Origin of the sequence: Alteromonas sp. P256 (assembly GCF_036864455.1) — a bacterium.
In the GTDB taxonomy this organism is placed as follows: Bacteria; Pseudomonadota; Gammaproteobacteria; order Enterobacterales; family Alteromonadaceae; genus Alteromonas.
On record NZ_JAZETM010000007.1, the window covers coordinates 96,563 to 108,579 of the forward strand.

A 12,017-nucleotide genomic window follows, 5' to 3' on the forward strand; every position below is an offset into this window, starting at 1 on the left:
ACTAACGACATAAAAAGTTGGAAATAAATACAATGAAAAAATTATCACTGAGTCTCATCGCATCAGCGATGCTGGCATCGGGCATTGCTCCTACCTTTGCACAGGAAGCTACGTCTCAGAGCAAAGAAGAAAACGGCTACGATGTGGAAAACTGGGATGTTAATAACCCGCCCTATGCGCTAAACGAGGTGGCAATTAGCACCACTGAAACCACGTGGTCGAGCCTCGATGTGGCACCTAGCGGCAAGTTTATGGTTTTCGATATGCTTGGCGACCTATATAGAGTCGATATCGATGGCGGTGATGCGTCGCCACTTACTCAAGACTTTGCATGGAATATTCATCCTTCCATATCGCCAGACGGTAAGCAGGTCGCCTTTATTTCAGACCGCGATGGCCTAAGTAATGTGTGGATTATGGATATCGATGGCGAAAACCTTCATCAAGTGACGAGTGAGAAGAACAACCTTATTCACTCCCCTAAATGGAGCCCTGATGGCGAATACCTTGTGGTAACAAAAGGTATTATGTCGAGTCGCAGTATTCCTGCGGGCGAGATTTGGATGTATCACAAGTCAGGCGGTGACGGCCTGCAAATTAAAGCGAGAAACAGCGGAAAGCGCGACCAGCAAAACATTGCAGACCCTGTTTTTTCCCATGACGGCAAATACATCTACTTCACAGAAAACACCGTTCCTGGCAGCCGCTTTGAATATAATCGCGACCCGCTAGAAGGCATCTTTGCCATTACCCGTTTTGATCGTGAAACCGGTGAAGAAAGCCGATATATCAGCGGTACTGGCGGTGCAGTTGTCCCTACTCCGTCACCAGATGGCAAGTACATTGCGTTTGTTCGCCGCGTGAAAGACAGAACTGCGCTATTTATAAAAGACGTTAAAACGGGAATTGAAACGCCCCTCACACTGGAACTTGAAAGAGATATGCAAGAAGGCTTTGGTTCCGAAGGCTACTTCGCGTATTTCGACTGGATGCCCGATAGCTCTAAAATCGTGTATTGGACAGGCGGAAAATTCCACACCATCGATATTGCTGACAAAAGCACATCGACGATTGAAATTAGTGTAGACGCCAAAGTGCAATACGCCGACGCCCTTCGTTTCGACGTTGACGTGGCTCCAGACAAGTTTGATGTCAATATGATTCGCTGGTCTCAAATGTCACCCGATGGCAAAACCGTTTTGTTTCAAGCACTAGGTAAGCTGTACGTTCGCGACGTGAAGTCGGGCAACATTAAGCGTTTAACCAAGCAAAGCGACCACGACGAGTTTTACCCACGTTTTTCTAACGACGGTAAAAAAGTGGTCTATACAACGTGGGACGACCAAGATTTAGGTACCGTTCGCATAGTGTCAGCGAGAGGCGGTAAAGGCAAAGTCGTTACCGAACAACCGGGCCATTACATTGAGCCATCATTCTCTGAAGATGGAGAAAAAGTGCTTTTCCGTAAATTTACGGGTGGCTATTTGCTTAACCCTAAATACTCTGTAGAGCCAGGTATTTACGTGGCTGACCTTGAAGAAGATACCGTCAATAAGGTGACCGACGGTGGGTATAATGCCCACTTTGCAGGCGGTGACGAACGGGTTTACTTTACTGAGTCTGCGGGCGGTGAAGCCTATTACGAAACGCAGCTATCGAGTGTAAACCTTAAAGGCAATGACAAGCGAACTCACCTATACGGCAGTACTAAGGTAAGTGAGTACAAACTTTCTCACGATAAAAAGTGGATTGCCTTTGTCTATCAGTTCAAAACGTATGTGGCGCCGTTTGTTGATAATGGCAAGAAAATTACCATTGGTCCAGACATGACCTCACTTCCAGTAACACAGCTTTCAAGCCGTGCTGGAGAGTATCTAACGTGGTCGCCTGACAATAAAACACTAAGCTGGTTTAACGGCCCGACGCTGTTTAAGCGCTCTCTTGATGAAGCCTTCGCCTTCGTTGACGGAGCATCAGACACATTACCAGAGCCAGTGGCACAGGGCATGGACCTGTCGTTCTCTACCGACGCTGACAAACCATCAGGGTATAAAGCACTGGTAGGCGGCAAAGTGGTCACCATGCGCGATGCCGATAACACCCAGGAAGTTATTGAAGATGGTATTGTGCTTATTAAAGACAACCGCATTGAAGCTGTCGGTAAGCGAGGCGATATCGAGATTCCTGCCGACGCGATGCAAATAGATACCAGTGGAAAAACCATTATTCCAGGCCTTATCGATGCTCATGCTCACGGTTCGCAGGGAAGAAATGAAATCATTCCACAGCAAAACTGGAGTCAGTACTCGAATGTGTCTTTTGGTGTCACCACTATTCACGATCCGTCAAACGACACTACTGAAATATTTGCAGCGTCTGAACTACAGCGCAAAGGTAAAATTGTAGCGCCACGTATTTACTCTACCGGCACCATTTTATATGGCGCAGAGGGACTAGGATACAAAGCCATCATTAACGATTATGACGATGCTTACTTCCACGTTGAGCGCTTAAAAGAGGCAGGCGCGATTTCAGTCAAAAGCTATAACCAGCCACGTCGTGACCAACGTCAACAGGTGTTATGGGCGTCTAAAAACCAAGAAATGATGGTAGTGCCTGAGGGCGGCGGTAAGTTCCAGCAAAACCTAACCATGCTCGTTGATGGCCATACAGGTTTAGAGCACAGCCTACCGGTGGAAAAAGGGTACAGCGACGTAACTCAGCTTTGGAAAGCCACAGAATTTGGTTACACCCCCACGTTCGTTGTGTCTTATGGCGGAATGATGGGCGAGGAATACTGGTATGACAAAACACAAGTGTGGAAAAACCCTCGCTTACTGCGTTATACCCCGTCAACCATATTAGATAGACGTGCTATTCGCAGACCGAGCGCACCAGAAAATCAATATAACCATCAAAACGTGGCTAGCTACGCGAAAGAGCTTCGCGACAATGGAGTAAGTGTGCATATTGGTGCTCACGGGCAGCGTGAAGGTTTGGCCGCTCACTGGGAGCTGTGGATAATGCAACAAGGCGGCTTTACTCCTTGGGAAGCATTACGCGGTGGTACTATTGACGGTGCCAAACACTTAGGTATGTCGAAAGACTTAGGCAGTATTGAAGCCGGAAAACTAGCAGACTTAGTGGTAATAAATGGCGATGTACTCAGCGACATCAAAAAGAGTGAGTATGTTGAATATACCGTGCTAAATGGCCGTATTTATGAGTCGGCAACAATGAATGAAATGGGTAGTAAGAAAAAGCGCGAGCCATTCTTTTTCGAGCAAGACAACGCCACCTTTATGCCACAAGCAACGGCTGATGCGGTTGAAGCAAAAGCGCACCATTTCCATTGGGAGCATTAATTTTTCTGAGAAATAATTAGCGCCAACTGACGGGCTATATAGCCCGTCATAATTTGTAACACTTAAAAGCCAGCGATGAATGAGGTGATTCCTCGAGTCGCTGGCTTTTTATTTGCCCTTCTGTTTTTTAGACGCGTAAAAAGTGCTATAAGTAATGAGTGAGTAAAAGTATCGCTTTTCTACTTATCACACCTTTTTATTACAGCTTTTGGCTTTCAATCTTAAAAGGACTTATGAACGTGAATCGAAATGTTCCCAGTATTCTCATTATTGTCGTTCTTTTATGCATATCAAAGCTTGGGCAAGCAGAAGGCACCCCCATCTATTTTCAAGACTGTTCATTCATAGATTTCGGCGAACAGGACACCTCTCTAATGACTGAGGCAGAAAAAATTGAGGCTATGGATAAGTCTCTTTTTAGCGTACTTGATCAAACCGAAGAGTGCATGAACAATGCCGCACAATCTGCTGCGCAAGGTATTGCTGATGCCGCGGGCAGTGTTGCTGGTAGCGGATCAGGCGCACTTGGCGCAAACGGTACCGGCAGCGCGGGAGCAGGCACTTCAGGTGAGAGTGCGGAAAAATCCAATGCACAGTCTGCATCAACCAACTCCCAAGCCTCGTCCACTAAATCGACCTCGGCGACGTCGAAAACCACCGTTGGTGGCCCCTCGCAAGGCGGAAGTTCTGCCGTGTGCGACGCGGTAAATACCGGGCTACAAGGTGCAACCACTGAGTCGGAAAAAACACACTTTAAAGAATTAAAAGAACAATACGGCTGTAAATAACACTAAGAAGAAGGAAAGGAAATGTCTTCATTAAATAAAAAATTAATTACCGTGGTAGCTACCGCCTCGCTTTTATTTTTAGGCGGTTGTGGCTCAACACAAACTAAGGTCTCTAGCGTAGGGCCTTCTATGGTAGGTCCAGGCTCAGGGCAGCCATTAGGTTCATCGTCTAACTCGTATAACTACAACTCTTCTATTTTTATGGATGTTGCGGTTCCGATCTTCGACCCGGGTTTTCCTACTGAAAGCGATGGAAGCATTGACTATGACGAAATTGAAGAAGAAGGTATTTGGCCTCAAGTCCGACGCTTAGAAGCGAATCGCTTTGCCGTAGCGACTAAAGAAGCGCTGGGTAAAACAAAATCCTTCGGCAGTATCAATGTAACTCCCGACGCCTCTGCATTAGCAGACGTTTATGTACTTGGAATCATTAACTACTCAGATACTGAAACGGTAGAAATTGGTGTAAAAGTGATGGACGCCAAAAACACCGTTTGGGGCGAAGAGGAGTTTGAATATAGGGTAAGCGAAGGATGGTACAGAGACGCCATGTCTCGTGGTGAAAATCCGAATGGTCCTGTTTTTGACGACATTGCTAAATTTGTATATGGCCTGCTGAAAGAAAAATCTGAGGCCTATAAAAAAGAAGTACAAACCATTTCTGACCTTCGCTACGCTCAAATGTACAGCCCAGAAAGCTTCGGGCAGTATCTTGAACAAGGCCGCAGAGGCACAATTGAATTAGTGAGTGCCCCATCTGAAAGCGACCCTATGCTACGTCGCGTTCGTGCCATTCAAGCAAAAGACGAACAGTTTATAGATAGTCTGCAAGAAACTTACGACTCTTTTTGGGTGACCACTGAGGAAGCATACAGAAAATATCAAAAGGAAACCTTGCCTGAAGCAAAGAAAATACGCGAATTAGAAGCCGAGCGTACCACCAAGCAAGTAACTGCGGGACTGTTTGCTGTTGCCTCTGTTCTACTTGGGTCAAACTCAAGCTCGACAGCGGGACAAGTAGCTGCAGCGGGTGCTGGCATTGCCGCTATCGGTTCGCTCAGCCAGGCAATTCAAACTAATAAGGAACTGCATGCCCAGCGTGATTTGTTCGACGAAATGGGGCAAAACCTGGATATACAAGTCGCCGACCAAATCGTTGAAATTGACAATCAACGCATTGAACTACAGGGCACGGCGAGCGAACAGTACTATCAACTGCGCGCTAAGTTAAAAGACATTTATGATATGGAAGCCACTCCGAAGACAGCGCTTTAAGCGCTGCATAAACGAGAAGCCTATGCAAAGCGTAGAAAAAGCGATAGAAGAAAGTCGCGCAAAAAAGAAAGCAATAATTAAAAAGTCTTTGCTTAGCGCGTTAGTGTTAATTGTTGTTATCGCTGTGGGTGGGTTTCTCGTTTTTATGTTACCGGTGACATCAACCGAAGAGCGGGATCCTCGCTATGAAAATGACACGACGTCCTCCCCTTCTTCTATCGAGGCAAGCCAAAAAGTTTTTAGTGAAGCGCAGCGAAAAGCCTTACAAGTTGCATTGAGCAAAACCAAAGAGCAGATAGAAGCACTGTCTGCTCGCGTCAGCTATTCAGAGCGCTTTCGTGAGGCGGCAACGACTGTAAAGAATAAGCTCGACGAAGCTTTTAATGAGTATGCTTCGTCTAATTATGCCCGTGTGGAACAGCTTATCAATGAGATAGATGATGACAGTAGTGCTTTGCTAAACGCGTTTGAATTAGCTTATACCCAACCTTATGAAAAAGCACTGGCCGCGTTTAATCAAAACGACAACGGCACTGCGTTTAATTTAAATCGAGAGTCGTTATCCATAAACCCTCAATACCCGTTAGCTAATACCCTTCAGCAGCGCATAGACGTATTTGAGCAAGTTCAGGATGCCTATGAACAAGCTCGAATAGGTAAAATTGAAAACAATATTACTAAGCAGCAACAAGCCTACGCTACCATCGTAAAGCTCGATCCACTCAGAGAGGACGCCTCACTGGCGCTTGCGGCACTGAATAAGCAGCAGACGGATACTCAATTTGCCTCTTTATTAGCACAAGCAAATCGAGCTATAGAGGATAAAAATTATGCCGTTGCTAATCGGGTATTAACCGACGCTGCTGCCATTAAGGCAAACAGCGAAGAAGTGAGAGTTATTTCCCAGCGACTTAAAACACTTATTGCTGGTGAAAACCTTAATAAGGCTGAGGAGCAAGTGGCTATTTTTATAAGCGCAGATGAGTGGGAGACCGTATCGCTGCTTGCCGCTAAAGGGTTAACTCAATTTCCCACCAGCACCTCACTTTTGAAGGCTGATAAAAATGCAAAAGCAATTATTGAAAGTCGTCGACAAATCGCAAACTTTCAACAAAGACCTGAGCGCTTAGCAGATAGCAATATAAAGCAGGCTGCCATGCTGGCATTAAAAAATGCAGAGCCTTATTTTAGTCAGAGTGGAAAGCTACGAGCACAAGCAGACACACTCAAAAAAATGATAGACGACGTAAATACACCACGGGCCGTGACTATCACCTCAGATAACGATACCTACATAAAAGTATTAGGCGTTGGCATAGTCGGGGAAGTAAAAACTAAAACTATCCAGCTCAAGCCGGGCACATACCGCCTAGAAGGAAGCCGTGAAGGATACCGCTCTGTTATCGAAAATATTCAGGTCACACCTTTGACTACAGATTTATCTGTACACATCATTTGCACAGAAAAAGTATAAGGAAACCATTTTGAGTAGCATTGATGAAGCCATTGCCAAGGGAAAACGACGCCGAAAAAGCGTAGCGATTATTTCCCTTATTGGGCTGTCGATTATTATAGCCATCTATTTTAGTTGGCTATTTTTAACCAAAGGGTATGCCTTTGCTGTTTATCCTGAAGATGCTGCAAAAGCGCCTCAGTTTTCTGTGCTTAACGGCAATGCTTTTTTTATTAGCGACAAACTGTATGTGATTGGAAGTTCTGCGGATGTTGCGGTATCGGCACCTAAGTATAGGCCAACCGAACTTACTGTTAACAGTCAATCGCCCAGCACCATCGAGGTAGAGCTTGTGCCGCTACCTGCCACATTAACTATTTCCACTAAGCCCGAGTTGTCAGATATTAGTTGGTATATTAACGGCGAAAAAATAGCGGTCGCGAGTGTATTAAAAACCGAATTGCCGGAAGGGCAATACGATATATCTGCGGTTCATCCTTTCTTCAGTAAAGCTGCACTGAGCGTCACTGCAGACAAAGCCGAGGTGATTGAAAAGAAAATAACGCTAGAGCCAGTTGAAGGTAGTATTATTATAAATTCACTACCCAGTGGCGCAGCCGTTTCAATAAACGGTGAGACCGTAGGCAATACCCCTTTAACAATCGCTAAGTTTGGCGGCCGCTACGATGTGTCAGTAACAAAAGATGGATTTGAGCCGTTACATGATGCTATTGAAGTTAGCAACCAACGTCTGTCACCCCGTCGAGATTACAATCTTCAACTGTTGCAGGCAGAGCTTGCCATTGACGTAGCACCAGCTGGGGGAGTTATTAGTATCAATGGTAAGCCAGCAAAGTCGAATGCTAGCGTAAACGCTGATGTTACCCACGTAATAACGTATGAAAAGCCCGGTTTTATGCCACAACGTGAGCGTGTAACGCTCACCCCGGGGGAACAAAGAAACATTCGCTTTGAGTTAGCCCGTGAAATGGGCGACGTCAGTATTACCTCATCGATTACGTCTCAGGTAGTTATTGATGGCGTAAAAAAAGGTGAAACCCCCTTGCGCCTTCAGCTTCAAACCCTTCCAACTCGGGTATCTTTTCAGCGAAGAGGCTATAGAACGGTAGAAAAAAGCATAACGCCTACTCACAACAAGCTCACTACCGTAAACGCAGAAATGCTGACAGAGTTTGATGCCAGACGCCGAGACGGCACTCCTTTATTTGTATCTTCCTTAGGCATTCAGCTGGCGCTAGTGTCTCCTAAGGAGTTTACAATGGGCTCGCCACCTAATGAGCAAAACCGAAAGCGAAATGAGCATCAGCTGACTGTGGATTTCTCACGGCAAGTTTGGGTATCGCGGCACGAAATTACTCAAGGTCAATACGCTGCTTTTAGTGGTCAAAATAATGGCCAAGGACAGGCCAAAAGCAGCAAGCAGCCTGTGACTAACGTTTCTTGGGAAAACGCGGCAGCCTTTACTAATTGGCTAAGCGAAAAAGAGGGGCTTACACCTTTTTATCTGATGCAGGGCAAGCGCGTCGTGGGCATTAACGCTAACGCGAAAGGCTACCGACTGCCATCAGAAGCCGAGTGGGAGTTTATCGCCAAAATGAATCGAAGAGCCTCCCCTACTACCTTTGTATGGGGAAATCAGCAACGAATACGAGACAAACAAGGCAACTTTGCCGATGCCTCGTTAAAGGGCAAACAAACCTTTATTTTAAAAGACTACGACGATGGGTTTGCCAATGCAGCGCCAGTGGGTTCGTTTGATGCTGAGCGCGGTGGCTTTTTTGATTTAGACGGCAACGTTCGTGAGTGGGTGCATGATGTGTATTCTGTAACACCCCCTCAAACTAGTGGCACGGCAGTGGATTACTTGGGCCCAATGAATGGCAGTAAGCACGTTGTCAAAGGCGCCTCGTTCAAAATAGGCAGACTAAAAAATATAAGAGCCAGTGTGAGAAGTGGCGAAACTAGCCCACAAGATGACATTGGTTTTCGCATAGCAAGGTATGAAAACTAATATGAAGAAAAAATTTATCATTGCGGCCATTCTTTTGATCGTTGCCGGAACAGCAAGCGCATACTTAGTGTCGTTAGACGCCCCCCAAGACTTTCCAACAAATATTTAGCGCCAAGGATTTACTATGAATAAAAATAATGCGTTATCAATGAATCCAAGCTTTCTCTTTAGCGGCGGCGTTTTTCTGCTTATTTTCGCCATTGTTCACTTTCTATTTGCTGGGGTTATTAGGCCGGCAGCGGAAAAGGTTATTGCGAGCACAGGCACAGCCTCACTGTCATCTATCTGGGTTATTTTGAAAGATATTGAGCAGCAAGTGTGTATTTCCTTAATGCTATTTTGTATTTTTTTGATGGTATACAAACTTTGGAAGTTGCTTGATGAAGAAGAAATTTATTCTCGCGATCTGCTGCCAGAACACGATAAAGATACACCGTTAGATATTGATGAGGCAATTAACGAACTATCTTCTTCCTCCTATAGTGACACTCCCGCTTACAGCACTTGGATAAACTGCATTCGACGTTACAAAAACACAAAGAATGTTCAGCATGCTGCCGATGCTATTCATTCATCCATTGATAACATTGCTGCACAACTAGAAAGTGGCAATAACGTTATTCGATACATCATTTGGGCGATTCCCTCTATTGGCTTTGTGGGTACTGTGCGCGGTATAGGTGCTGCTCTTGCTCAAGCTGATGCGGCGCTTGAGGGCGATATTGCTGGAATGACCGCCTCGCTTGGCGTGGCATTTAACTCTACGCTCGTTGCCCTGTTTATCTCCCTTATCTTAATGCTGTTAATGCACCTGCTTAACGGTCGCCAAGATACTATGGTGATCCGCACTCAGGCATCATGTGAACGTCACTTGCTCTCACATTTACATAACTAATAGAGCAACAAAAGCATGCCAAAAGCCCGTAAACCCGTAGACGGATTTAATCTTGCCTTTCTCGATGTCATGGCATGCGGGTTAGGCGCCGTCATCCTTATATTCATTTTAGTCGATTTTAACGCGTTCACTCCCACTCCTACTGATGAAAAAGAAAGGCTGGAGCAAGAATTAGCGGCAGCACAAACCGAGCAGCAGCAGCTTAAAAAATCAATAGATGAAGTGAACGATAAAATTGCCCTTGAATCGGCCAAGCAGGACGATGTTGAGCAAGCCCAAAAAGATAGCACGCAAGATCAGTCCAAGCTGTTACAAGATATGTCTACCGAAATGGCTGTAGTGGCCGACCTTGAAAATCAGCTAGCTGCGCTATCTAAAGAAGTGGAGAAATCGGCCAATATTCAAATGCAGGGCACCGGCGAACAGAACTATATAACGGGTCTTAAGATAGAAGGCTCAGATATAGGTATATTGGTTGATAAAAGCGCGTCAATGATGGGAGATAACCTGCTTGATGTGTTGAGCAAACTGGCGTTAAGCGACGGACAAAAAGTGTCTACGCCCAAATGGGTGCGTACAAAACGAGTGGCACAATGGATGCTTGCAAGAGTACCTCAAACATCAAGGCTTTCTGTTGTAACCTTTTCTGATACAGCTGAAACACTGGGGATCAGGAAAATCATTAGTGCAAAAGTCAGTGGCTCTATGAATGCAATTGTTAAAGATTTAGGTGCAGTGGTGCCAAGTGGAGGAACTAATCTCCAAGAAGGGCTTAACGTGTTGTTTGACGCTAATCCAAACATAACCGATGTTTACATTGTGACGGACGGACTGCCAACACAAGGTGATGGTTTGCCACTGAGCTGCAGAAACTTTATCAGTAGTAAAAAATCCATTTCGTCTGACTGTAGAAAAGCACTGTTTGTAGAAACCGTAAAGCGCGCGAAGAAAGGGGTACATTACAACGTTATTCTATTGCCCATTGAGGGCGACCCTTTTGCTACACCTATGTATTGGGAATGGACTCGAGTGACAAGCGGCACTTTTCTTTCACCAGCACCGGAGTGGCCGTAATGCGGAAAATTCAGCGAGCTCCTGTAGAAGTCTTCAACATTGCGTTTTTAGATATTATCTCTTGTGCCTTCGGCGCGGTTATTATGCTGGTGTTGCTTGCAAAAAATGGTACTGAAGATACTGAGCGAGGCCCGAACAACGTCAGCATTCTCATTGACCAGGTTTTACAAGCACAGGTAAGTGTGGAAACCCTGAAAGGTGCACTTTCAGATAAGCAACAAGAGCTTAAATCGGCTCAAAGCAAGACGGCCTCGGTAACCGATAAACAAAAAAACTTAAACTCCTCCATACCTCGTGCCCAGCAAACAATAACGCAGCTACAAGACAAGGCATCATCACTGAGAGCTGAAATTCGTCACGCCACCGCCATGTTAAATACGCCTAATTCAACAGATACTCCCGATGATGATGTAGGCGGTATACCCACAGACGCGGAATATGTCATTTTTGCCATTGATAACTCAGGCTCCATGTCTAATGGAAGTAGCTGGAACAGAGTCATCACCATTGTTAACGATATTCTGCAGAACCACCCAAAGATGAAAGGCTTTCAAATAATGTCAGCCGACGGCGGCTTTATGTTTTCAAGTAAAGCTGGGCAGTGGCTGGACGATAGGCCAACGCTCAGAAAAACAGCCATGAACCAAATGCAAAGCTTTAAAGGTGGTGCGAGCCAGCCTGAAGCGGGTATTTTAAAAGCAATAAAGCTCTACAAAAACACTAAAGGGAAAGTGAGTCTTTATGTATTTGGTGATGACTACCAGCTAAGCAATTTTGACCGAACGGTAACCCAAATAACTCAGGCAAATGCTGGTGCAGATGGTAAGCCAATCATACGTATCCATGGGGTTGGTTTTAGTCGCAGTAATGGCAATGCGCAACGCTTTGGTGCTTTTATGCAAGCGGTTGCTAAGCGAAACCGCGGTGCGTTTATAGGTCAGTATTTTTAATGAAGCACCTTACCAAAATTCCAAGCTTCTCCCACCCAATTGGCTTCTACTGCTACAAAAAGAAAAAGTAAACCAACCTATTTTTTCGAGGTTAGGAGGTAAGCCTTCCTCATCCACATTAAAGAAAATTGCTTATGCCAAGCTAATGCCTTACTTTTAAACCACTCATTTGCCATTTAAAGGTA

The 12,017-nt window shown here is 45.3% G+C and carries 8 protein-coding genes; all 8 read left to right on the top strand.

What is annotated here, in order from left to right:
* Positions 1 to 23: 23 nt before the first annotated feature.
* The 8 genes from V7R39_RS12295 (at position 24) to V7R39_RS12330 (ending at position 11,832) form a co-directional block, all read left to right on the top strand.
* A complete protein-coding gene (locus V7R39_RS12295; RefSeq protein ID WP_438823543.1) occupies positions 24 to 3,365 on the top strand; it encodes an amidohydrolase family protein in 3,342 nt (1,113 codons plus the stop codon).
* A 233-nt stretch (positions 3,366 to 3,598) separates the two neighbouring features.
* The gene (locus V7R39_RS12300; protein ID WP_438823542.1) at positions 3,599 to 4,153 is read left to right on the top strand and encodes a hypothetical protein; all 555 of its coding nucleotides are present in this window, start codon (positions 3,599 to 3,601) and stop codon (positions 4,151 to 4,153) included.
* A gap of 21 nt (positions 4,154 to 4,174) precedes the next feature.
* Positions 4,175 to 5,428 carry a hypothetical protein gene (locus V7R39_RS12305; RefSeq protein ID WP_334030995.1) on the top strand — a complete coding sequence of 418 codons (1,254 nt, stop codon included), beginning with the start codon at positions 4,175 to 4,177 and terminating at the stop codon, positions 5,426 to 5,428.
* A gap of 22 nt (positions 5,429 to 5,450) precedes the next feature.
* Positions 5,451 to 6,902 carry a hypothetical protein gene (locus tag V7R39_RS12310; protein ID WP_334030997.1) on the top strand — a complete coding sequence of 484 codons (1,452 nt, stop codon included), beginning with the start codon at positions 5,451 to 5,453 and terminating at the stop codon, positions 6,900 to 6,902.
* A 10-nt stretch (positions 6,903 to 6,912) separates the two neighbouring features.
* The gene (locus V7R39_RS12315; protein ID WP_334030999.1) at positions 6,913 to 8,913 is read left to right on the top strand and encodes a PEGA domain-containing protein; all 2,001 of its coding nucleotides are present in this window, start codon (positions 6,913 to 6,915) and stop codon (positions 8,911 to 8,913) included.
* Positions 8,914 to 9,037: 124 nt separating this feature from the next.
* Positions 9,038 to 9,808 carry a MotA/TolQ/ExbB proton channel family protein gene (locus V7R39_RS12320; protein ID WP_334031001.1) on the top strand — a complete coding sequence of 257 codons (771 nt, stop codon included), beginning with the start codon at positions 9,038 to 9,040 and terminating at the stop codon, positions 9,806 to 9,808.
* 15 nt (positions 9,809 to 9,823) lie between these two features.
* On the top strand, positions 9,824 to 10,882 hold the full coding sequence (locus V7R39_RS12325) for a VWA domain-containing protein (protein WP_334031002.1): 1,059 nt from the start codon (positions 9,824 to 9,826) through the stop codon (positions 10,880 to 10,882).
* Positions 10,882 to 11,832: a VWA domain-containing protein gene (locus tag V7R39_RS12330; RefSeq protein ID WP_334031003.1), complete on the top strand. Its 951-nt coding sequence runs from the start codon at positions 10,882 to 10,884 to the stop codon at positions 11,830 to 11,832. The genes V7R39_RS12325 and V7R39_RS12330 overlap by 1 nt, the downstream gene beginning before the upstream one ends.
* The last annotated feature ends 185 nt before the right edge of the window (positions 11,833 to 12,017 follow it).

Excerpts from the sequence above, each read along its gene's own strand:
- V7R39_RS12300 (WP_438823542.1), top strand. The coding sequence starts at position 3,599 with ATGAACGTGAATCGAAATGTTCCCAGTATTCTCATTATTGTCGTTCTT.
- V7R39_RS12305 (WP_334030995.1), top strand. The coding sequence starts at position 4,175 with ATGTCTTCATTAAATAAAAAATTAATTACCGTGGTAGCTACCGCCTCG.
- V7R39_RS12310 (WP_334030997.1), top strand. The coding sequence starts at position 5,451 with ATGCAAAGCGTAGAAAAAGCGATAGAAGAAAGTCGCGCAAAAAAGAAA.
- V7R39_RS12320 (WP_334031001.1), top strand. The coding sequence starts at position 9,038 with ATGAATAAAAATAATGCGTTATCAATGAATCCAAGCTTTCTCTTTAGC.
- V7R39_RS12325 (WP_334031002.1), top strand. The coding sequence starts at position 9,824 with ATGCCAAAAGCCCGTAAACCCGTAGACGGATTTAATCTTGCCTTTCTC.
- V7R39_RS12330 (WP_334031003.1), top strand. The coding sequence starts at position 10,882 with ATGCGGAAAATTCAGCGAGCTCCTGTAGAAGTCTTCAACATTGCGTTT.